We start from the raw sequence: 24292 nt of genomic DNA, 5'->3' as shown, positions 1-24292 counted from the left end.
TAAATATAATATTAAAAACCGGTGATTTTTACATCACCGGTACAACAACCAAATTAACCCAACCAACAGGTTAATCTAATTTTATGTTAATGAGTGTCTGGCATTAACACTTTGTTTATGATGTGTACAACACCATTGCTAGCTTCTACATCTGCAGTAGTTACCTCTGCATTGCTACTGGTTGCATCTGTAATAAATACACCGCCAGTTAGGTTAACTGTAACATCTTGGCCTAGTGCAGTAGTTACCATTTGTCCGTCTGTTAGGTCTGATGATAATACAGCAGCACCAGAAACAACATGGTATTTAAGTATGTTAGCTAAAAGCGTTTTTTCATCTTCTGTGTCAAAATCTGCTAAACTTGTATAGTCCGGGCCTAAATCATCTAACAAAGCTTCAAATGCTGCATTGGTTGGTGCAAATACAGTAAAAGGACCTTCAGTACCTAATAACTCTACCAACCCTGCATCTGCTTGTTGCAATGCAGTAACCAATAATGATAAGTTGTCTGTAGCAATTGCAAGTTCTACTATATTAGGTTGTAATGCATCTACAATTTCTTGTGGTAACAATACTTTGTCTACTATATGAATTACACCGTTTTTAGCTTCAATATCTGCAGTAGTAACAGTCGCATCAGTTTCAGTCGCATCTTGTATAAATACGCCTCCTGTTAGGTTAACTGTTACGTCTTCACCTTGTGCAGTAGTAATCATTTGCTCATTACTTAAATCTGTAGAAAAAGCAGCTGTACCAGCAACAACATGATATTTTAATATTGTAGCTAGCATTGCTTTTTCATCTTCGGTATCAAAATCTGATAACTCGTTATAATCATCTCCTAACTCATCTAATAATGCAGCAAAAGCAGCATTAGTTGGTGCAAATACAGTAAAAGGACCATCTGTACCTAATAAATCTACCAAACCAGCATCTGCTTGTTGTAAAGCACCAACCAATAATGATAAATCATCTGTAGCTATTGCTAATTCTACAATAGTAGGTTGTTGATCTGCAATAAAATCTACTGCAGCTTGTGGCAACAATACCTTGTCTATAACATGAGCAACACCATTAGATGCCATAATATCTACAGCAGAAATGTTTGCATTAATGTCTGATGCATCAGCAATAACAAAAGTACCATCATTATCAACTACTTCTATTGTATTGTCTGCTAAGGCAGTACTTACTTCACCAGCAGCTAAATCTGTAGATAAAACTTTTGCAGGTATAACGTGGTATAGTAAAATGTCTTTTAATAATTGTATTTCTTCATCAGTATCAAAATCATCTAAAGAAGTATAATCATCTCCTAACATATCTAAAAGAGCAATAAAAGCAGTATCAGTTGGAGCAAAAACAGTAAATGGACCATCAGAATTTAATGTGTCTACTAAACCAGCCTTTATAACTGCAGCTTCTAAAACAGTTAATGCATCACTAGCAACAACAACTTCTACCAGTGTTCCTAAATTAATAGCATCTATTACAGATTGTGGTAATAATACTTTATTTATTACGTGTACAATACCGTTTGTAGCATCTACATCTGCTGTAACCACTTGTGCATCTACGTCTGATGCATCACTTACAAAAACACCATTATTTAAAGATATAGATACACCTTCTCCAGACAGTGTAGTTACTACTTGTCCGTCTGTTAAGTCGCTAGACGTAACAGCGGCACCAGCAACAACGTGGTATTTTAAAATAGTAGCAAGTAAAGCTTTTTCTTCTTCCGTATCAAAATCATCTAAAGAAGAATAACCGTCTAGACTAGCAAATAAAGCAGTAAATGCATCATTTGTAGGGGCAAATACTGTAAATGGTCCGTTACCACTTAATGCAGAAATAAGATCTGAGTTAGGACTCTCGTCTGATTTTGATAATGCAGCAACCAAAGAGCTAAGCGCATCTGTGCTAGATGCCGTCTCTACAATGTTTAATTGTGCTTCTTTTTCTTGGGGTGTGTCATCATCATCATTACAAGATGTAAACGTAAATAAGAATAGAAGTAATGCCGAAAAATAAATTTTAATTTTCATATTGTCTAACTTTTATAAGGTTATTGTTAGACAAATGTATTAAAATATTTTAAAATGTCTAGTAAAAAGAATAAAAAATTAGACAAAATATGGTTTGAGTCTATTTTTGAGTTATTTTTGCAAACAGTAAATAAGTAAACAAATGGGTAGTTATTCAATGTCTCAGGTTGCCACACTAACTGGTATCAATGCACACACTTTACGAAAGTGGGAGAGCAGATACACCTTTGTACAGCCTAAACGTACCGATACTAATATTAGATATTATACAGATGAGTTATTACGTAAACTGCTTAATGTAAGTATTTTACATAGAAATGGTTTTAAAATTTCTAAGATAGACAAGATGTCTAATGATGAGTTGCATGCCAATGTAACTGAAGTTTTATTAAAGCCTATAGATGGTGATGTGCTTACGGCGCTAATGTTATGTTTGTTAGAAATGAATGAGCGAGAATTTGTGAAAATTTTAGATGCTCATATCCTAAATAAAGGGCTTTTACAAACAGTTTCAGACCTAATTTACCCCTTTTTAAATCAAATAGGTGTGCTTTGGGGTATAGATAAAGTAATGCCTGCTCAAGAACATTTTGTGTCTAACTTAATAAGACAAAAAGTAGTATCGGCTATTGATAATTTATCATTGCCAGAAGAAAGTGCATCTAAAATAGTATTGTTTTTACCTGAAAATGAACATCATGAAATAGGTTTGTTACTGGCACAGTACATAGCAAAAGATTTGGGGTGGAATGTTTATTACTTAGGGCAACACGTGCCGCTTGAAAATTTAAAGTCTGTACAAGAAATAGTACAGCCTAAATTAATGCTAACAATGTTTATTACAACAATACCAGACAAGGTAAAAGACAAAATAGAAGAAATATTAAGTAATACAAGTGCACATTTATTGGTAGCTGGTAATCCTATAAATTTAAAAGAAAAATATTTTGAAGAAAGAACAACTTATGTATCTAGCCCTTTAGAATTAATAACAATACTTCAGGAAAAAAAATAGTACAAGTAAAAATCAGTTTAAGAATCCGAAAGCCTAGTGTTTTCGGATTTTTTTTGTCTTTTTTATTTAAAATTAACCATTTGTGCTACAATTTTAAACACTTCTATTACTAGACAAATTATAGTATTACTAATTTTATTGAAGTAAATATTTTAAATTTAGAGATAAACCTTTTTTAACTAAAATAAGCAACCTTATAAATGAAAGACTCAGGCAACATTAAAAAAACAAAAATAAACACCAAAGTATCCAGAAGAGGCTTTATTACAAAAACAGCTTTAGCAACCGGAGCCATTACTATATTACCAAGGCATATTTTTGGTAGAGGATTTGTTGCTCCAAGTGACAGAGTTAATATAGGTTTTATAGGATTAGGAAAACAAAGTAGAGGTTTAGCAAATAATTTTGTGGGTGCTACAAATTCCCAAATTATAGCAGCCTGTGATGTATGGTCTACAAAAAACGAATGGTTTAAAGGTGCTGTAAATAAAATTTATGCAGACAAAAGAAACCAAAATAGTTACAACGGAGTAACTACATACACAAATTACAAGGAGTTGTTAGACCGTAATGATATAGATGCCGTAGTTATTGCAACACCAGATCATTGGCATGCAATACAAGCTATAGATGCTATGAAAGCGGGTAAAGATGTTTATTGTGAAAAACCTTTAACTCATAATATTAATGAGGGTATAGATCTAGTTAAAACAGCAAAAAAAACAAGTAAAATATTGCAAACTGGTAGTATGCAACGTTCTAACAAAAATTTTAGAAGAGCCTGTGAACTTGTTAGAAATGGTTACCTGGGAGATATAAAACAAGTATTGGTAAATGTAGGAGACCCAGCAGTACCATACAATTTAAAAGCAGAAACACTACCAAGTGAGGTAAATTGGAACAATTGGTGCGGACCTGCCCCATTATTAGAATATAACCACAGATTAGCACCATCTCGTAACGATGTTGATTTTTGGCCAGACTGGAGACTTTATGAAGAAGTAGGTGGTGGTATACTTTGTGATTGGGGTGCACATATGTTTGATATTGTACAATGGGCATTAGGTATGGATAGGTCTGGACCTGTAAAGTATGTTCCGCCAACAGATAAAACAGCTGTTAGAGGTTTAAAAATGTATTATGATAATGGAGTAGAAATGATACACCAAGACTTTGGTAGAGGTTGGGGTGTACGTTTTATAGGGTCTAAAGGCACTATGGATATTAGCCGTAGCTATTTTGAAACTACGCCTAAAAATTTAGTAAATGCAGAGTTAACAACATCAGATACTAAGTTGTATGACACAAAAGGGAATCACTACCAAGATTGGATTACTTCTATAAAAAATAGAACTCAACCTATTTGTGATGTAGAAACAGGTCACCGTTCTGCAACAGTATGTAATATTGCTAATATTGCGTATAATTTAGGCAGAGATTTAGATTGGGATCCAGTAAAAGAAAAGTTTTTAAAAGACAAAGAAGCTAATAAAATGCGTGGTAGAAAAGAACGTAAGTTTTAATACATAATACCTTATTATATTTATATATTCACCTGTTCCTTTCTAAAAGAAGCAGGTGTTTTTTCTGTATGCTTTTTAAAAGATCTAGAAAAGTATGATACGTTTTCAAAACCAACCTTTTGTGCCACCTCTTCTAAAGAGTCGTTTGTGGTTAATAGCAGTAGTTGTGCACGCTCTATTCTTTTGGTTTGTATGTATTTATTAGGTCTAATACCATAGGTTTGTAAAAATAACTTAGAAAAATAATCTGTACTGTAATGGCACTTATTAGCAAGCTCATCTATAGTAATTGGTAAATGAAGATTTTTATTAATGTAGTTTAGTATTTGGTTTAAATTAGAGTTGGTTAGGTTTATTTCTTTAGGGAGTTTATTATTTGTTATAAATTTTGATATTAATATATTTAATATTCCTTGGGTTTCTATAAACTCTTTTGTGGTTAAATTTTCATTTTGTTTAATAAAGTCTAATAGTGTAGGTCTATTATCATACGTTTTAGGATCACTATTTTTAATTTCCCTATTGGCATTTAAGTCAACCAATCTTTTAAAATAATACAAGCTTTTTTCATCTGCTTTTACTTCGTATTCAAAATTTTTAAAATTGTATATAGACAAGCCATTATTAATTTCCTCTAAAAAACTAATGTAATATTGCTCATGATAATCCTCACAAATATACCTAGCATAAGTATAGCTAGGAATTAAGTATATGTAGCCAGGCTTTAAAATGTAAACTCCATCATTATGGTACACTTTAGCAGTGCCTTTTGTAATGTAATACATTCTGGTAAACGGACTAATAACATTGTCAAAATTCCATGATGTACCTAATTTAGCATAGCCAGTGTTAAGTAAAGTTAACCTTAAAGATTGTAGAATTTCTATCATAATTAGTACTTATTCTTCTAAAATAGCTGATTTAGTATTTTTCTAAAACTAGACACTTTTCTAAACAACTACTTAAATCTCTACTAAAATAGCAAATTTTAGTAGATTATATCACTAGATAAAAACTGAACATAACGGAAATGTATATTTTATAAGCTGATTTGGTCAATAAAATGGCTACAAGTTATTTTATTTTTGAGATATTAAATAATCGTCAAATTTTATGTTAAAAAATAAGATACTGTTAATTATAGGTGGTGTTTTTTTGTTATTGTGTTCTTGTGGAGGCCCAGACTTACCAGAGTTGGTTGCTGTAGAATATAACAACTTACCAGAAAAAGTAGATTTTAATCAGCATGTAAAACCAATTTTGTCTGATAAATGCTATTTGTGCCATGGTCCAGATAAAGGAAATATAAAAGGTGGCTTACAATTACATGAGGCTAGTTTTGCTTATGCAGAATTAACAGAGACTCCAGGAAAATTTGCAATTACTCCAGGTAATTTAAACAAAAGCGAGTTTTTTCATAGAATAATGACAGATGATCCTAAGTTAATAATGCCAGAACCTAGTTCTCATTTAACCTTAACAGATTATGAAAAAGCTGTTTTAATTAAGTGGATTGAAGACGGAGCTGAGTATAAAGATCATTGGGCATTTATTAAACCAGAAAAGCCAGTTGTACCAAAAATTAAAGAGCCTAATTTAGCGGCAAATGCTATAGATAATTTTGTTCTTGCAAAATTAGAAGAAGTAAACCTTTTACCTTCTAAAAAAGCAAATAAGCATATGTTACTCCGTAGGGCTTCTTTAGACCTAACAGGTTTACCGCCAACACAGCAAGAAATACAAAATTTTATAAATGATACTTCTACTAATGCTTTTGAAAAACAAATAGATAGGTTATTAGCATCTCCTCATTTTGGAGAGCAAATGACATTAGATTGGATGGATGTTTCTAGATATGCAGATACTCACGGTTATAGTAATGATAGGTATAGAGATACTTCTCCGTGGAGAGATTGGGTAATAAAATCTTTTAATGAAAATATGCCATATAATGAGTTTTTAACTTGGCAATTGGCAGGAGATTTATTTGATGACCCAACAACAGAACAAAAAATAGCAACAGCTTTTAACAGACTGCATCCGCAAAATTTAGAAGGTGGTATTATAGATGAAGAATTTAGATCTGAGTATGTTGCAGATAGGACCGCTACAGTAACACAAGGTATGTTAGGCTTGTCTTACGCTTGCGCAAAATGCCATGACCATAAGTATGACCCTATTTCACAAAAAAACTATTATGAAATGTATAGTTTTTTTAACAATATAGATGAAACCGGCTTAATTCCTTGGGATTTAGCTACACCAGTTCCTGCAATGATGTTGCCAACTAAAGAGCAAGAAGGGGTAATTGCTTATCTAGAAAAAATTGTAAATACTACAGAAAATAAAGTAGCGCAAACTGCACAAAATGAAACCACAAAAGCAAACAAATGGTTAGCCAATAATAGTCATCAAAAAATACCATTGCAGCCTGCACCAACTGGTTTGGTGGCCTCTTTTAATTTTAATACTCCAAAAATAACAAATGCTATAGGTGGTAACGGACAAAATAATATAAGAATGCGCCAGCAATTTGTAGATAATGAAAAACCTATTTACAAAAAAGGAGCTAGTGGTAATGGTTTGTTTATGAATGGAGATACTTGGTTAGATTTAGATAAAATTGGTATTTACCAAAGAAATCAGCCATTTAGTATAGGTATAAAAGTATTTATACCAAAAGATTTAGAAGAGGGAGTTATTTTTCATAAAATGAATAGCCCAGAGTTACACAGTTTTAGAGGGTATCATTTAAAAATAAAAAACAATAAACTAGAGGCTTTACTAGCCCATGTATATCCAGATAATGCCATAGTAATAGAGTCATTAAATAATGTGCCAAAGGAAAAATGGATACAACTTACTATGACCTATGATGGCTCTAGCAAAGCAGACGGGGTAGCTATTTATGTAGATGGAGAAAAACAAAAAACAAAAACTGTTTATGATAATTTATATAAAGATATTGTATTTCATGAGATAAGATTATACGGGCCAGAGAGTGAAAAACTAGAACCAGGTTTGCGTATAGGAGCAGTATGGAGAGGTAAAGGTATTGGCGGAGCCACTGTAGATGATTTACTGGTTTATAATAAAGAATTAAGTGAAATTGAAGTGTTGCAAATTGCAGATACAGAAAAACTAAAAACACTTAAAAATAAAACCTTTGCTAATTTATCTAAAGCAGAAAAAGATAAACTATTAAAATATTACCTACATACCAACTCTGAGTCTTACACTGCTATGCTAAAAAAATTAGAAAAAGACAGACTTGTTCTAGTAGATAGTATAGACCCTGTTAAGCAGATTATGGTAATGAAAGAGCGTAAAACGCCAAGACAAACCTATATTTTAGATCGTGGTAATTATGATTCTCCTACAGATTCTGTTTTTCCTAATGTGCCAAAAGATATATTGCAATGGGATGATAGCTGGCCTAAAAATAGGTTAGGTTTAGCCAAGTGGATTACAGATAAAAACAACCCTTTAACTGCCAGAGTAACGGTAAATAGGTATTGGCAAAATTTATTTGGAAGAGGTCTTGTGTTAAGTTCAGAAGACTTTGGTAACCAAGGAAACCTGCCTACGCACCCTAAATTGTTAGATTGGTTAGCGGTTAGTTTTGTAGAGTCTGGTTGGGATGTAAAAAAACTACTTAAAACTATAATGCTAACAAACACATACCAGCAGAGCTCTGTAATATCTGAAGAGTTATTAGCTGTAGATGTAGAAAATAAATGGTTGTCTCGCGGTCCGTCTTCAAGGTTATCTGGAGAAATGTTAAGAGATAATGCCTTGTTAGCATCTGGTTTGCTAAACAAAAAAATTGGAGGAGAAAGCGTAAAACCTTATCAGCCTAAAGGATTATGGAAAGTAAATAGTGATGAGTATGTGCAAGACGGGGAAGAAGGCTTGTACAGAAGAAGTATGTATACCATTTGGAAACGCTCTGTGCCAAACCCAACTATTGCAACTTTTGATGCTCCTACTAGAGATTTATGCTCTTCTCGTAGACAAAAAACAAATACACCATTACAAGCTCTTGTTGTTCTTAATGATCCTACATACATAGAAGCATCTAGGGTGTTAGGTAAAAAAATGTCTGAAATAAAAGATGAAAAAGAGGCAGTTAACTTAGCCTTTTTAAGGCTTACAGGAAGAAATGCCAATCAAAATGAACTAAAACTACTAATTAATTTGCAAAAATCTGAATACGAGAAATTTAGTGCCAATTTAGATAAAGCAAAAGGTTGGTTACAAACAGGGGCTTTTAAATTGTCTGACACAGATAACAAAGCTCTGGTAGCAGCAAATGCCGTTGTAGCTAGTACAATAATGAATGCAGATGCAACAATTACTAAAAGATAAATAGACCATTTTTTTAAAGATATATTATGTGTAATAATCATCACCAAAAAATAAAATCTGTTAATAAAGATTTACAAGAACTAGAGAAACAAGTAGACCGAAGAGATTTTTTAAAAAAGACATCTTTAGGTATAGGTGCTTTAGCTTTAGGAACATTGTTAGGAGCAGATAAAATGTTTGCGTCTATAAATAAGAATAGTTCTGCAGAAGATATATTAAATACGTATAACAAAAACAGGCTTGGTTTACCTCACCATTTACCAAAAGCAAAAAGAATTATTTACTTGTTTCAGAGTGGAGGTCCATCACAAATGGATTTGTTTGACTATAAGCCTAAACTAACAGATATGTTTGGTAAAGAGTTACCAGAGTCTATTATAGGCGGACAAAGGTTAACTGGGATGAGTGGCAACCAAAGTACGTTACCTATAGCGCCATCTTCGTTTACGTTTAAGCAATACGGAGAGTCTAGAGCTTGGGTTAGTAATGCAATGCCTTATTTGTCTGAGGTTGTAGATGATTTATGCTTTATAAAAGGAATGCAAACAGACCAAATAAACCATACACCAGCAGTTACTTTTATGCAAACAGGTAACCAGTTGCCAGGTAGGCCATCTATTGGATCCTGGCTTAGCTATGGTTTAGGATCAGACAATGAAAATTTGCCAACGTTTATAACTTTAGTTTCTAAAAATGGTAAAGGCCAACCTTTAAAAGCGGCTTTGTGGGGTAATGGTTTTTTACCAACAGAACACCAAGGGGTACAGTTTAGATCTGGTAAAGATCCCGTATTGTACTTAAGTGATCCAGAAAATTATGATGGTAATGACCGTAGACATATGCTAAATTATTTAAAAGATTTAAATAGTTTACAAACTGATGCTTACGGAGACCCAGAAATACAAGCAAGAATGTCTCAGTATGAAATGGCATTTAAAATGCAAACTTCTGTGCCAGAGGTAACAGACTTGTCTGATGAGCCAGATAAAATTTTTGAAATGTATGGTAAAGACAGTAGAGATCCTGGTACTTATGCAGCAAATTGCCTAATGGCCAGAAAACTGTTAGAAAAAGGCGTAAAGTTTGTACAACTATACCATCAGGGTTGGGATCAACATAGTTACTGTCCAGGAGGTGTAAAAAGTCAATCTAAAAAAACAGACCAGCCAACTGCAGCATTAATAAAAGATCTAAAGCAACGAGGTATGTTAGATGATACCTTGGTTGTTTGGGGAGGAGAGTTTGGCCGTACAGTATACTCACAAGGTCAATTAACCAAAGAAAATTATGGTAGAGATCACCATCCAAAGGCATTTACAATGTGGATGGCAGGAGCCGGTGTTAAACCAGGCTTTACTTATGGAGAAACAGATGATTTTAGTTACAACGTTGTAAAAGATCCTGTACATGTACATGACTTTCATGCAACACTTTTACATTTGTTTGGTATAGACCATGAACGCTTAACATTTAAGCACCAAGGCAGACGATACCGTTTAACAGATGTACATGGTAATGTTGTAAAAGATTTATTAACCTAAATAACCAAATAAATGTCTTCTAGAAGAAATTTTATAAAAAATACAGCTCTAGCTAGTGCAGCTGTTACAGCTACTCCATCTATCGGTTTTTCAATTCTTAAAAAAAGCAAGCCCAACCAAACTATTTTAGGCCACGGAGATTATACGTATAAAGTAAATAATGATTGGGCACAAATAAGTGCAGTGCATACTCCTTTGTTAAATTGCCATGAAATGGAAATGGACAGTAAAGGAAGGTTAATAATGATAGGTGATCATACCAAAAATAATATTATAATTTTTGATAAATCTGGTAAGGTTTTAGATGTTTGGGGAACAGCTTACCCTGGTGGTCACGGACTTAAAATATCTAATGAGGGTGGTGAGGATTTTTTGTTTTTAGCAGATTCTGGTTGGTATTTAAATAAAACAGGAAAATGGGTTAAGCATAATGGAAGAATAACAAAAACAACCACAGATGGTAAAGTTATTTTTGATATTGGTCATCCGCAAACAATAGGAGTTTATGAGCCTGGAGAAAATTTTTGTCCAACCGAAATAGCCATAGGTCCTAACGGAGATATTTATGTGGCAGATGGTTACGGACAAGATTATATTTTGCAATACAATTATAAAGGAGAATTTATTAGGCGTTGGGGAGGACATAACAACACCAATAAAAATTACAATTTGCAAAACGCACATGGTGTTGCTATAGATTACAGAGATAAAAACAACCCTATGGTTGTGTGTACCTCAAGAAATGAGCAGTGTTTTAAATGGTTTACCTTAGATGGCACGTACGTTAAAACATTAAAATTACCCAATATGCAAGTATGCAGACCAGTTTTTGATGATACTAACTTGTATGCAGGTGTGTGCTGGTCTCAGCCCAAAGTTGGAAAAACAAACTGGAAAGACCACACTGGTTTTGTAACTATTTTAGATGGTGATAAAGTGGTTTCTAATCCGGGAGGCACTGCTCCAGAGTACAAAAACGGAGCTCTTCAAAAATCATATCAACTAAAAAACAAACCCATTTTACACGGTCATGATGTATGTGTAGATGAAGATAAAAATTTGTATATCTGCCAATGGAATGCTAATAAAACGGCTCCAATAAAATTAGAGCGCGTTTAAAATTATAAGTTGAGTATGGAAAATAGTGTCCCAGATATTGTATTATTTTTAGGTAGGTTTCATCCACTTGTGGTGCATTTACCAATAGGTTTTTTAGTATTTGCCTTTTTATTAGAGGTTTTTAGCAGAGTTAAAAAAAATCCTGTATTAACAACGGCTATTCCTTTAGCATTGTTTTTAGGAGGTGTCAGTGCATTGGTAGCTTGTATTTTAGGTTATATGTTATCACTAAGTGGAGATTATGATGAAAATGCGTTGGATTCTCACTTTTGGTTTGGTGTTGTAACAACAGTACTAGCCTTTGTAGCTTGGTTAATTAGAATTGAAAAAATAAAATTATCAAACTATAAAAAATTACAACCCAATATAGCAGCTCTTACTTTATTAGTTATTGTAATAAGTGTAACAGGGCATTACGGTGGTAACCTTACTCACGGTAGTGATTATCTAGTAAAGTACTTACCTTTTAACAAAGAAGAAAAAACAGAATTAGCAGCAGTTACAAATTTAAAAGAAGCTGAGGTTTACGGACATTTAGTGGCTCCAATTTTAGATAATAAATGTATTAGCTGTCATAACCAGAGCAAAAAAAAGGGAGGTTTGTCTATGGTAGACAGTGTTTCTATACATAGTGGAGGAAAAAATGGTCCTGTTTTAGTACCTGGTAGTGCTACCAAATCTGAACTGGTAAAAAGAGTATTACTAGACCCTCATAGTAAAGATTTTATGCCTCCGGAAGGAAAAACACCCTTAACTGATGAGGAAATTGCTATTATTACCTATTGGATAAATAGCTCTAACGCTGGCTTTAAAACCAAAGTAGCTAATGTAGAAACACCAGAAAATATAACCACAATTGCTAGCACTATGTTGGGGCTTACTAATAGTAACTCTTCGGAGGCATTGCCTACGGTAACTAAAGTAAGTGAACAATTAATAGCAAGTATAGAAAAAGAAGGTTTTAGGTTAAGAGAGCTAGTGTTTGATTCTAGTTTATTTGAGGTAGTTTTAGATGTCAATACAATACAAGAAGTAACCAAAGATCAGCTTCATAATAAATTAGAAAAGTTGTTACCTATAAAAGAAAATATCATATGGTTATCTTTAGAAAGTAATGGGATAACAGATGAAAATGTAAAAGTGATAAGTCAATTTACAAACATTCAAAAGTTAAAGCTTGGTAAAAACCCAATATCAGATAATGCTGTAGAGTATCTTACAAGTCTACAAAAAATGACATCAGTTAATTTATTTGAAACTAATATTACAGCTAAAAGTTTACGAGTGTTTTCTAAAATGAAGAACTTAAAATATGCTTATGTTTGGAAAACCAATATAAAACAAAAAGATTTGGAAGGCTATAACAGTAACAATGCTCCTAAAATAGTATTAGGAATGTAATCTCCAAGTTATTTAACCTACTATGAAAAACAGAATTTTTATAAAAGCTTGCTTAGTGTTACTTTTTACAGGTTGTGCTAGTAAAAAAGTAACAACAGAAATACCTAATAAGAGCCTAAAATATACTGCAGATTGGGAGTCTTTACAGCAGTATAATGTGCCAGAATGGTATAAGGACCTAAAATTTGGAATTTACTTTCATTGGGGGCCATATACAGTGCCTGCATATAAAAATGAGTGGTACTCTAGGTGGATGTATGTAGATGGGCACCCTATTAACAAGTACCATAAAAAAACGTATGGTAGTTTAGATACTTTTGGTTATAAAGATTTTATACCAATGTTTACTGCAGAAAAGTTTAATGCAGATGCTTGGGCAGATTTATTTGTAAATGCAGGAGCACAATTTGCTGGTCCAATAGCAGAACACGCAGATGGTTTTGCAATGTGGGATAGTAAATTAACCACCTGGGATGCTAAAGATAAAGGACCTAAAATAGATGTTGTTGGTGCTATGGAAAAAGCTATAAAGGCTCGTGGTTTAAAATTTATTACTACTTACCACAGGCATTGGTTATACGCTTGGTACCCAACTTGGGATAAAACTACAGATGCTGCTAATTTAAAATATAAGGGATTGTATGGACCTAAAGTTCCAGAGGGCACTTTTGTTATGGCAGATAAACCTACAAACCCTTTACCTAACAAAACATTTAATGAAGAGTGGTTAAACAGACTTACAGAGTTAACTACTAAGTATGACCCTGATATTGTTTGGTTTGATAATAAAATGGATATTATTGATGAAGATTACAGAAAACAATTTTTAGCAAACTTTTACAACCAAGGATTAAAAAATAATAAGGAAGTTGTAGTAACCTATAAATTTAAAGATTTAGCAGTTGGCTCTGCAGTTTTAGATTTAGAACGTTCTAGAATGAGTGATAAAAAAGACTTTACTTGGTTAACAGACGACTCAATAGACTGGAAATCTTGGAGCCATATTCAAAATCCTAAATACAAATCTACAAACAGACTTATAGATTTTTTGGTAGATGTAGTAAGTAAAAACGGAGCAGTTTTATTAAATATTACACCAACTGCAAAAGGAGAAATTCCTGCAGAAGTTAAAGAACGTTTGCTGCAAATGGGAGCTTGGTTAAAAGTAAACGGAGAAGCTATATATGGTACAAGAACTTGGGAGGTTTTTGGAGAAGGCCCATCGGAGGTTGTAGAAGGGCATTTAAGCGAGCATAAAAATAAAGACAACACAGAAAAAGACATTAGGTTTACAACAAAAGATGGTATACTGTATGCTATAGTTTTAGATTGGCCTAAGGATAAGGTTTTTATAAAATCATTAGCAAACACAAAACATCAAATAAAAAAAATAGAAATGTTGGGTACTAACCAAAAAATTGTTTGGGAACAAACAAAAAATGGTTTGGTTATACAACCTTCAAAAACAAAAAATGGTAACTACGCTTTTGTGTACAAAATAGTTTTTTAAATAATTTTACATCAGCTTTATAGAACAAACCATCAGCATTATTTTATTTGTAGTGTTGGTGGTTTTTTTGTGTGTTTATTAATTTGTGTAATTAATGCGTTAATTTTTTATAAATTAACATTTTTATACTGTTTAAATTACATAAATAATACAAAACCAACATATTTACTGGTTTCAGCGTGATTTAGTTAACACTTTTTTAAGATTTTATACATATGTTTTACTTAAAAAAACATTTGTTACTACCCTTAAAGCAAATAAAACCAACATTTGTGTAACTAAACTTAAAAAACGATTATGGAAATGAAATTTAATTTACTTGTTAAGTCTAGACATAAAGCTTTTTTAACGATTTTGTTTTTTGTTATAGGCTTTGGTTTGGCTCTAGCACAAACAAAAACCGTAAAGGGTAATGTTAGCGCAGATGGCGAGCCACTTTTAGGGGTAAGTGTTGTTGTAAAGGGTACAACAGTTGGGGTAGTTACAGATTTTGATGGTAACTACACCATACAAGCAGAACCAAATAGCGTATTAATATATAGTTATATAGGCTATGTTGCGCAAGAAATTGCAGTAGGCTCTAAAAGTACTATTAATGTAACTATGGTAGAAGATATTGAGGCATTAAAGGAAGTAGTACTTATTGGTTACGGTGTGCAAAAGAAAAGAGAGGTAACAGGTGCAGTTGCCCAAGTACAGGCAGAGGATATTGAAAAAATATCTACTTCAGATGTTGGTAGTGCACTGCAAGGGCAAATTGCAGGTGTAAACGTAACTTCTAGTAGCGGACAACCAGGGTCTGATGCAGTAATACTTATACGTGGTATAAACTCTGTTTTTGGTAGTAACTCTCCTTTGTATGTAGTAGATGGTATACCACAAGATGGTAATCCACAATTAAGTATTGCAGAAATAGAAACTATAGATGTACTAAAAGATGCAGCTTCTGCAGCTATTTATGGTACAAGAGGTTCTGCGGGTGTAATATTAATAACTACTAAATCTGGTAAAGTTGGTAAAATGGATATTGGTATAACCAGTTATATGGGGGTGCAAGATATTGTATCTAGTGTTCCTTTAATGAATTTTGAAGATTCTATGTATAGCCAATTTGTAAGGTTAAACAATATAAATGGTACTTTTCCAAATAACTCATTTACAACACTAGAGCAAAACCGTTATGACTTTACCAACAACACCAATTTAATGGATATTCTTCAGGAAGATATGGCTTTAATTCAAAACCATAACCTTAATATATCAGGTGGTAAAGAAGGCTTACGTTTTAATGTGTCTGTTAACTATTTTGATCAGAAAGGTTCATTAATTAATTCTGGTTTAGAAAGGTTAAATGTAAGAGCAAATACAACTTATAAAAAAGGAAAATGGACGTTTACAACTGGTATTGGTTTAAGAACAGATGAGCAAGAGTATACACCTTGGCAAATATTATTAGATGGTTACAGGTACAAACCTTATCAGCAATTAATAGATCCAAATTCACCAACGGTAGATGATAGCGCAGGTGCTGCAAATAATAATGATGCTACAAACCTTAGTTTTTTAATGGCTAAGCTTAAACAGTCTGACGTTAGAAAAGGTGATAATTTTAATGCACGTATGCAGGTAGATCACCAATTATTATCTAGCTTAAAATTAACTACACGTGCATCTTTAAGCAGAACAAACAATACAAGAGTTAGGGTAAATCCCTTATTTACAGCATATTCTGTAGAAGGAGATTTAATACCGCAACAAATTAGGTCTGGTGTGTATAACCAAAGTGATAGATCTACTAGTGCAACCATAGATGGTATTGCAACTTTTGACAAAACTTTTGGAGACCACCACGTTACGTTGGTAGGTGCGGTAAGTGCAGAAAAATACACATACGATTCTTTCTTTGCTCAAAAATTTGATCTTTTTAATAATGAAATCACCAACTTAAATGGTGCTACGTTAGATGCTAACGTAGGTACTGGTAGTGGTTACGGACAAGACAGAACCAATACATTAATTGGTATGTTAGGGCGTATACAGTATGATTATAAAGGTAAATACTTAATAAGTGCAAGTTTAAGGCGTGATGGTACAAGCCGTTTTTCTGAAGAAAACAGATGGATATATGCACCATCTGCATCTGCAGCTTGGATTGCATCAGACGAAAAAGGTTGGGATGATATATTTGGACAAACCTTTAATTTCTTTAAAATGAGGTTTAGTTACGGTACAACAGGTAACCAAAGCATATTAGATTATAGTACTGCACCAACTATTGGTTTAGGACATGACTATGTTTTTGGTACAGGATCTGACCAAGTTTTGGTTTTAGGAGCTATACAAGAAGCATTTAAAAATCCTAAAGCAAAATGGGAAAAGAAAATAGAAAAGAACTTTGGTATGGAGTTCGGTTTTTTTAACAATAAACTTACAGTAACCAGTGAGGTTTATGATGGTTCTAGAACAAATATGCTATTTCCTGTTATTTTACCTCCAACAGTTGGTGGTGGTAACAACTCTAGCGTAATATTAAATGTTGGTGATATGCGTAACTACGGTACAGAATGGAGTGCTAATTACAAACACAAAGGTAAGTTTAGTTGGAACGTTTCTGCTAACTATTCTAAAAATGAAAATAGAATTACTAGAATGAGTGATTCTAACAAGTTTTCATTCTTAGGAGGTAGTCAAGTAGCGCCAGGCTTACCAGGAGAAGATTTAGTTACTGCTCTTAGAGAAGGTTATGAGGCTGGTGCATTCTTTTTAGTAGAAACAGATGGTTTAGTTACTAGTCAAGAAGAGTTAGATGAGTACAGACAAATAGATCCTACGGCTAATTTAGGAGATTTAAAGTACGTAGATCAGTTAACTGTAGATACAAATAATGATGGTATACCAGATGCTGGTGACGGAGAAATTACACTAGATGACAGAGTTTATAAAGGTAGTGGAGCTCCTGAGTATGAGTTGGGTTTTAACTTTAACGCTAATTATAAAAATGTAGATTTTTCTATGAACTGGTATGCAGCCATAGGAGGAGAAATTATTAATGGTAGTAAAGCCTATGCATACAAGCAGGGTACACATCAAGACTTAGTTCACCAATGGACATTAACAAATCCAACATCTACAATTCCGTCAGACAGAGGTAGAGATCATTTTAATTACAGAGGATATACAGATTACTGGTTGCAAGACGGTAGTTTTGGTAGGTTAAGAAACGTAACTTTAGGTTATACTTTACCTAAAAAATTAAATGAGAAGCTTAATATTAATAAATTAAGATTTTACATAGCAGCAGATAACCTATTAACCATTACCAATTATGATGGTTTTGATCCAGAAATAGGTAATGATGGTTTAAGCACACGTGGTATAGATGCGGGTGTTTACCCAATAAGCACACAATATAGAGCTGGTATTGAATTTAAATTTTAATAAAAAAAGAACTAGAAATGAAAAAATTAATATTTAACAAAATAGCTGTTGCTTTACTGTGCATTATTTGCAGTACAGCATGCTCAGATGATTACTTGGAAGAAACCAATCCTAACGAACTATCAACAGGTAGTTTCTGGAAAAATAATGTAGATTTAAACGGAGGTTTAACTGCGGTATATAATGCTTTTAAAAATACAAGTATTTTCAATGTATTGTCAGACAATCACAGGGCAGATATGAGCTGGCCAGGTTTTGGTAGGCCAAACACACAAAATTCATTCTACCTACAAACGTTTAACGATTCAGAAAATGATATAAGAAATAAGTGGTCTGCTACATATACAGTTATTTTTAGAGCAAACCAAGTTATAGCTAACGGAGAAAGGTTAATTGAAACGTATGATGACCAAGATAATATAGATTTTGCTACACAAATAATAGCACAGGCTAAGTTTTTTAGAGGAATTTCATACACCTACCTGTATAATATGTTTAACCAGGGTAGTGTGCCAATTTTTGATTTTGTACCAGAGGCAGAAAGCGATTTTTATCAGCCATTAAGCACGCCTGAAGAGGTAAAAGCTTTTTATTTAAAAGATTTAGAATTTGCTTATGAAAATTTACCTCCAATGTGGGACGGTAATGCTAATGTTGGTCGTGTTACAGCTGCAGCTGCAGCTGCAGAATTAGGAAGAAGCTATTTGTATGAAGAAGATTATACAACAGCAGCAGTATATTTTAATGATATTATTACTAACGGAGAATATGGCAGGTCTTTAGTAGAAAACATAGACGATAATTTTTCTGAGGCAGGTGAATTTAATTCTGAGTCTATTTTAGAAGTTAGTTATTCTGTAAACTTCAAATCAGAACTAAACCCGTATGATAGTCAAAATGTATCTAACACATTAGGTAGAGTATTTGCACCAGCAAACTTAGGTGGTTTTAGAGTGTCTATGCCAAGTGCTTGGTTGCAAATGGCCTATAAGAATGAAGAATTAGATATGAGTGACCCTAGAAACTATGTGCCTTGTGAAGATGGCACAGAAGGCTGTGATCCTGTAACATTAATGAGGCCAAGATCATACTCATTACGTGCTTCTTATTCTATTGCTGTAGTAGATGATTTAGACACTCCTTATTATGGCGGATTATCTACAGCAGATGCTACAATATTTAACAACAAAGAAACAGCATATTTTAGAAAGTATACAAACTGGGCAACTGTAGCAACAGAAAGTGACATTGTACCTAATACACGTTCGGGTATTAACATACGTTTGGTACGTTTGGCAGATGTTTACCTTATGTTGGCAGAGTGTTTAATTAAAGGAGGTACAGATGACGGTGGCGTAGAACAAGCAATGGCATTAATAAATGAAGTAAGACACCGTTCTGCTTTAAAATTAATTGGTCCAGATGGTAGCGGTACCTACCCAGGAGCAGATCATGACAATGTTACTTATGATGCTAATAGTTTAATGGAGCATTTAATGTATGTAGAAAGACCATTAGAATTAGCAGAAGAAGGGCACGCTGTTCGCTTTTTAGATTTAAGAAGATGGGGTGTTTTAAAAGAACGCTTTCAAGAGTTAAGTCAAAAAAGATACTGGGCAGATAATTTTCCTTTTATAGATAAAGAAGGTAAACCAGTAACAAGATGGGGTTCTGTTTTAAAAGAAGGAGAAAGTCCTATAGCAAATGGCTTTACGTTTATAGATTATGCACAAGCTGCAGTAAATTATAACGAGAGTATACATGGATATTATCCTATTCCAAATAGTGAAGTTACAGCCAACCCAAATTTGAATAACTAAAAAAAGATATTATGAATAATAGATTAATTTTAATAGCATTAGTTATAGCGCTTTTTACCGCGTGTAACAGTGATGATTATGATGCTCCTAATTCGTTCTCAGACGTATCTTGGTACACAAGTGGTTTTAGAGATACAATAGTTAGTGTAAGTGTAAATGATTTTGCTTCATTTTCAGATTTATCTCAAGGTGAAATATCACACAAATGGACCATAGAACAAGGAAGTTATTTTTTAGAAGGTCCAATTAAACGTAAAGATTCTATTTATGATGATTTTATAATTAAACCAGAATCTTTAGAGAGCACAGACAAAACAGTACATGTTCTGTTTAAAGAAGGTGGTTTAAAAAAAGTAAATCTTTACAATGAGTTTAAAGAATATGTAGAGTTTAAAGGTGCAGATGGTTTTGTTTTTCCTTCTAAAGAGGTAGGTGGTAAATGGGTTATAGATACTACTTTTGTTGTAGATGTGTATGATACTATTGTACCGCAAATACTAATTCGTCAAAACGGAGTAGTTGTTCCTCATGAATTAGAGAGTGATGTTATTACGGTAGAAGCAGGGTCTGAATTAGAGTTTGTAGATATTACTACCATTGGTCGTCCTAATACTAGAGCATGGCAAATAGGAGATATTACAAGTACAGATTCACTTGCTGTAATACAATTAAACCAATTGGGTTCTTTTAAAGCAGCTTTAAATATTAGTAGGCTAGGAGAAAATATACCTGCAGATTATGATAGGTATAATGTTGCAGCTACTATAAATGTAGTGCCGTCATCATTACCATTTGAGGTTGCTGGTGATTTGGTAGAATTAGAAAACCAAACCATACAAATACCTTATAATGGAGAATTTAAACCTTTTGCAGACCAAAAAGCTCATTTTACAGTAAACGTAAATGGTACTCCTTTTACCATTTCATCTATAGGTTTAAACTCTTCTAATGCAACTATTTTAGAGATAAAACTTCAAGACCAAATATACAGGTCAGATAATATTACTGTTTCTTATGATGGTAATGGCACATTAGAGTCTACAGATACTCGTATACCAGCTGCTTTTACAGATTTGCCTGTTCAAATGTACCAACATGAAGCAGTACGTTATGATATAGAAGATGGTGGAGTAAACTGGACAACTAAAGATGATAACTTACCAACTACAACTGTTGCTCCATCAACAGAACAAGCAGCTAGCGGACAATATAGTATAAAAGTAGATGCAGCAGAATCTGGTGCTTGGTCTGGTTTTCATAATTTAATAGATCAATATACCTTAACAGCAGGGGTAACTTATCAGTTAGAGTATAAAATTTATAAGCAAGCTGGTGCAGTTATAAATATGAACGGACCTTGGATACAAAAAGACGGAGAAACTGTATTTCAGTTTTGGAATAATATTGTTGCAACAGCAGCAGAAGATACTTGGGTTACGGTAAGTCCAGGTCAAAGGTTTACTGCAGCTACTACAGGTAGTGATTATGAAATATATTTAAGACACAATGGTATGGGTGTTATATATTTTGATGATATAAGAATTATGGAAGTAGATGAAAGACCATAAAAAATAATTTTTAAAAAAAAAATGGCTCTACTCTACAAAGTGGGGCCTTTTTTATACTTAAAATACTAGTGTTGTCTATTTTTTGTACAGTTTTTTTTTGTGTTAAAATCACAATCATTCTACAACTTTGAGCCAAACTAATTAATTTATTATGATGAAATTTAATACAGCAATAGTATTCTTGTTATTTTATGTAGTGTCTTGTAGTGATAGTAATTCTACAGATAAAGTAGAAGATGAAGAAGTAATAGAGACACCAGAAACCCCAACTGAAGAACCAGAAGAAGAACCAGAAGTAACTTGGAAAACCATACCTGTGCCAGCAGAAGCAGGAGAAGGTAATGTTTGGGAGTTTCAAAATATGTCAGACAGTTTTGATTATGAAGCAGAGGCCACTAATAAAGGAGCAGAGTTTGATGCCAAATGGACAGATTTTTATCATAACCAATGGTCTGGCCCAGGATTAACAGAATGGAAAAGAGACCACTCTTTAGTTAAAGATGGTTATTTGCAAATGGTTGCTAGTAGAGTTCCAAACTCAAACAAAATTCATTTGGGTTGTATAACCTCAAAAGAACAAGTAATTTACCCAGTGTATATAGAGGCGTATGTAAAAATTGCAAATACTACGCTAGCATCAGATGTTTGGCTTTTAAGCTCAGATGATACTCAGGAGATAGATATTGTAGAAGCTTACGGAGCAAGCTACTCAGAGTTAGCACAGGCAGACCAAACTTGGTATGCAGAGCGTATTCATTTAAGCCATCATATGTTTATTAGAGAACCTTTTCAAGATTACCAACCAACAGATGCAGGTAGCTGGTATAAAGATGAGGTTGGTACATTATGGAGAGAAGATTTTCATAGAGTAGGAGTGTACTGGAGAGATCCATTTCATTTAGAGTATTATATAAATGGAGAGTTGGTAAGAACAACCTCTGGAGCAGAAATGATAGACCCTAATAATTATGCAGATGGTGAAGGGTTAAGTAAACCTATGGATATAATTATTAATGCAGAGGATCAAACATGGAGATCAGATAAAAATATTACACCATCTGATGCAGAATTGGCTAATAAAGAAAATAATACATTTAAAGTAGATTGGATTCGTATTTTTAAACCGGTTAAAGCAGATTAAATGTATTAATCATATGTTTTATTCATAAAATCATATGTTATTCTTCATTATTAAAAAAAATGTAACTTTTGTAAAGCGCTTTAATTAGCGCTTTTACTTTATCAAACTAAAACCTACCAAAAATGTTTAAAAAGCTATTTTGTTTTTCACTGTTTATGGCAACCATTATTTCATGTGCCGAAAAAGAAAAAATTACAATAGAAACCAAAAAGCCAAATATAATTTACATAATGGCAGACGATCATACGTCACAAGCATTTGGTATATATGGTAGTAGGTTGGCAAGTTTAAATCCTACTCCAAATCTAGATAAAATTGCTAACGAAGGTATTATTTTTGATAATTGTTTTGTTACAAACTCTATTTGTACACCAAGTAGGGCAACTATGATTACGGGTCAATATAGCCAAACAAATGGCGTGTTAGATTTAGAAGGGCATATACCACCAGAAAGGCAATATTTGCCACAGGAAATGAAAAAATTAGGGTATGAAGCTGCTGTGGTTGGCAAATGGCATTTAGAAGATGAGCCTGCTACTTTTGATTATTATGCTGTATTACCTGGACAAGGTAAATACCATGATCCAGAATTTATAGTGCAAGGAGAGCAAGAGTGGCCAAAAAACAGAATACAAACTAAAGGACACTCTAGTGATAATATTACAGATTTAACTATTGCTTGGTTAAAAGACAAACGCAATAAAGACAAGCCGTTTTTTTTAATGCACCATTACAAAGCACCTCATGACGATTTTGAGTATGCACCACGTTATAAAGATTATTTAGAAAATACATATATACCAGAACCAGCAAGTTTGTATGAGAATGGTAATAATGGTTCTATAGCAACAAGGGGTTCTAATGATTCTTTACTGCGCGTTATTGGCTCATCTGTATCTAAAAGAAACATTGTTAGAAGTATGGGAATGCGATTGTGGTCTAACAAATATATGCAAATCTCTAACCCAGAGTTTGATGCCTCAAGCATTTCTTTGGATATGACAGACAAAGAATACACTCACAAAACGTATCAAGAGTACTTAAAAAGATATTTACGTTGTGTAAAAGGTGTAGATGATAATGTAGCCAAATTGGTAAAATTTTTAAAAGAGGAAGGCTTGTATGATAATACTATAATTGTGTACACAGGAGACCAAGGTTTTATGCTGGGAGAACATGATTATATTGATAAAAGATGGATGTATGAAGAATCTATGCGTATGCCATTTTTTGTGCGTTATCCAGAAAAAATAAAGGCTGGTACTAGAACAGACGCAATAATTAACAATGCAGATTTTGCACCTACTTTAATAGAGCTAGCTGGTGGCACAGCCCCAGAAAAAATGCAAGGGCATAGTTTTAAGTCTATTTTAGAAACAGGTAAAGAACCAAAAGGGTGGCAACAGTCTACTTACTACAGGTACTGGATGCATATGGCACACGCACATGCAAACCCGGCACATTTTGGTATTAGAACAAAACAGTACAAACTAATATTTTTTTATGGTAAATATTGGGTAGATACCAAAGACCCTAATGCTACATGGAACAAAAAAAGTTGGGGTAATAAGTTTGAGATGGATACACCAGCTGCTTGGGAGTTTTATGATTTAACTAAAGATCCTAAAGAAATGAATAATGCCTACAATGACCCTGCGTATAAAGATATAATTAAGGAACTTAAAAAGCAGTTAAAAGCCAAACGTAAAAGTTTAAATGAGGAAGATGGTAGTAAGTTTCCGCACATACAAAAGGTAATAGATGAGCATTGGAATGATTAAGAAAATATAGGTAAATAAA

At 33.3% G+C, this 24292-nt stretch carries 14 protein-coding genes; 12 read left to right on the top strand and 2 right to left on the bottom strand.

Translation table 11 applies throughout. The features are described from left to right. Positions 1 to 86: 86 nt before the first annotated feature. Positions 87 to 2048, bottom strand: coding sequence for a fasciclin domain-containing protein (locus tag CELLY_RS02300; protein WP_013620040.1), 1962 nt, complete (start codon positions 2046 to 2048; stop codon positions 87 to 89). A 142-nt stretch (positions 2049 to 2190) separates the two neighbouring features. On the opposite strand from CELLY_RS02300, the gene CELLY_RS02295 reads away from it, so the two are divergent. Then, complete coding sequence (locus CELLY_RS02295; protein ID WP_013620039.1) at positions 2191 to 3063, top strand: MerR family transcriptional regulator; 873 nt, start codon at positions 2191 to 2193, stop codon at positions 3061 to 3063. A gap of 200 nt (positions 3064 to 3263) precedes the next feature. Continuing rightward, complete coding sequence (locus CELLY_RS02290) at positions 3264 to 4586, top strand: Gfo/Idh/MocA family protein (RefSeq protein ID WP_013620038.1); 1323 nt, start codon at positions 3264 to 3266, stop codon at positions 4584 to 4586. A gap of 20 nt (positions 4587 to 4606) precedes the next feature. Here the strand turns inward: CELLY_RS02290 and CELLY_RS02285 are convergent, their stop codons facing one another. Continuing rightward, positions 4607 to 5476, bottom strand: a complete 870-nt coding sequence (locus CELLY_RS02285; protein WP_013620037.1) for an AraC family transcriptional regulator — start codon at positions 5474 to 5476, stop codon at positions 4607 to 4609. A 223-nt stretch (positions 5477 to 5699) separates the two neighbouring features. Between CELLY_RS02285 and CELLY_RS02280 the strand changes: the two genes are divergently transcribed. The 10 genes from CELLY_RS02280 to CELLY_RS02235 all read left to right on the top strand — a co-directional run bounded on the left by CELLY_RS02280 (position 5700) and on the right by CELLY_RS02235 (position 24273). Next, positions 5700 to 8954 (top strand): DUF1553 domain-containing protein, encoded by a 3255-nt coding sequence (locus CELLY_RS02280; protein ID WP_013620036.1) that lies wholly within the window; start codon positions 5700 to 5702, stop codon positions 8952 to 8954. Positions 8955 to 8980: 26 nt separating this feature from the next. After that, a complete protein-coding gene (locus tag CELLY_RS02275) occupies positions 8981 to 10495 on the top strand; it encodes a DUF1501 domain-containing protein (RefSeq protein ID WP_013620035.1) in 1515 nt (504 codons plus the stop codon). Positions 10496 to 10507: 12 nt separating this feature from the next. Continuing rightward, positions 10508 to 11614, top strand: a complete 1107-nt coding sequence (locus tag CELLY_RS02270; protein ID WP_013620034.1) for a twin-arginine translocation signal domain-containing protein — start codon at positions 10508 to 10510, stop codon at positions 11612 to 11614. A 15-nt stretch (positions 11615 to 11629) separates the two neighbouring features. Next, complete coding sequence (locus tag CELLY_RS02265) at positions 11630 to 13015, top strand: DUF2231 domain-containing protein (RefSeq protein WP_013620033.1); 1386 nt, start codon at positions 11630 to 11632, stop codon at positions 13013 to 13015. Positions 13016 to 13037: 22 nt separating this feature from the next. Beyond that, a complete protein-coding gene (locus CELLY_RS02260) occupies positions 13038 to 14525 on the top strand; it encodes an alpha-L-fucosidase (protein ID WP_013620032.1) in 1488 nt (495 codons plus the stop codon). 297 nt (positions 14526 to 14822) lie between these two features. Beyond that, a complete protein-coding gene (locus tag CELLY_RS02255; protein ID WP_013620031.1) occupies positions 14823 to 17963 on the top strand; it encodes a SusC/RagA family TonB-linked outer membrane protein in 3141 nt (1046 codons plus the stop codon). A 17-nt stretch (positions 17964 to 17980) separates the two neighbouring features. Then, on the top strand, positions 17981 to 19783 hold the full coding sequence (locus CELLY_RS02250) for a RagB/SusD family nutrient uptake outer membrane protein (RefSeq protein ID WP_013620030.1): 1803 nt from the start codon (positions 17981 to 17983) through the stop codon (positions 19781 to 19783). Between the two features lie 11 nt (positions 19784 to 19794). Further along, positions 19795 to 21351 carry a hypothetical protein gene (locus tag CELLY_RS02245; protein WP_013620029.1) on the top strand — a complete coding sequence of 519 codons (1557 nt, stop codon included), beginning with the start codon at positions 19795 to 19797 and terminating at the stop codon, positions 21349 to 21351. Positions 21352 to 21502: 151 nt separating this feature from the next. Continuing rightward, complete coding sequence (locus tag CELLY_RS02240; protein WP_013620028.1) at positions 21503 to 22492, top strand: LamG domain-containing protein; 990 nt, start codon at positions 21503 to 21505, stop codon at positions 22490 to 22492. A gap of 122 nt (positions 22493 to 22614) precedes the next feature. Continuing rightward, positions 22615 to 24273, top strand: a complete 1659-nt coding sequence (locus CELLY_RS02235) for a sulfatase family protein (RefSeq protein ID WP_013620027.1) — start codon at positions 22615 to 22617, stop codon at positions 24271 to 24273. Positions 24274 to 24292: the final 19 nt, after the last annotated feature.

Source organism: Cellulophaga lytica DSM 7489, from assembly GCF_000190595.1.
Taxonomy (GTDB): domain Bacteria; phylum Bacteroidota; class Bacteroidia; order Flavobacteriales; family Flavobacteriaceae; genus Cellulophaga; species Cellulophaga lytica.
Note: the sequence above shows the minus strand (reverse complement) of the source record. Positions and strands in the feature narration are given on the sequence as shown.

Bases quoted from the DNA above. Each gene is read 5' to 3' on its own strand.
- CELLY_RS02300 (WP_013620040.1), bottom strand. From the start codon at position 2,048: ATGAAAATTAAAATTTATTTTTCGGCATTACTTCTATTCTTATTTACG.
- CELLY_RS02295 (WP_013620039.1), top strand. From the start codon at position 2,191: ATGGGTAGTTATTCAATGTCTCAGGTTGCCACACTAACTGGTATCAAT.
- CELLY_RS02290 (WP_013620038.1), top strand. From the start codon at position 3,264: ATGAAAGACTCAGGCAACATTAAAAAAACAAAAATAAACACCAAAGTA.
- CELLY_RS02285 (WP_013620037.1), bottom strand. From the start codon at position 5,476: ATGATAGAAATTCTACAATCTTTAAGGTTAACTTTACTTAACACTGGC.
- CELLY_RS02280 (WP_013620036.1), top strand. From the start codon at position 5,700: ATGTTAAAAAATAAGATACTGTTAATTATAGGTGGTGTTTTTTTGTTA.
- CELLY_RS02275 (WP_013620035.1), top strand. From the start codon at position 8,981: ATGTGTAATAATCATCACCAAAAAATAAAATCTGTTAATAAAGATTTA.
- CELLY_RS02270 (WP_013620034.1), top strand. From the start codon at position 10,508: ATGTCTTCTAGAAGAAATTTTATAAAAAATACAGCTCTAGCTAGTGCA.
- CELLY_RS02265 (WP_013620033.1), top strand. From the start codon at position 11,630: ATGGAAAATAGTGTCCCAGATATTGTATTATTTTTAGGTAGGTTTCAT.
- CELLY_RS02260 (WP_013620032.1), top strand. From the start codon at position 13,038: ATGAAAAACAGAATTTTTATAAAAGCTTGCTTAGTGTTACTTTTTACA.
- CELLY_RS02255 (WP_013620031.1), top strand. From the start codon at position 14,823: ATGGAAATGAAATTTAATTTACTTGTTAAGTCTAGACATAAAGCTTTT.
- CELLY_RS02250 (WP_013620030.1), top strand. From the start codon at position 17,981: ATGAAAAAATTAATATTTAACAAAATAGCTGTTGCTTTACTGTGCATT.
- CELLY_RS02245 (WP_013620029.1), top strand. From the start codon at position 19,795: ATGAATAATAGATTAATTTTAATAGCATTAGTTATAGCGCTTTTTACC.
- CELLY_RS02240 (WP_013620028.1), top strand. From the start codon at position 21,503: ATGATGAAATTTAATACAGCAATAGTATTCTTGTTATTTTATGTAGTG.
- CELLY_RS02235 (WP_013620027.1), top strand. From the start codon at position 22,615: ATGTTTAAAAAGCTATTTTGTTTTTCACTGTTTATGGCAACCATTATT.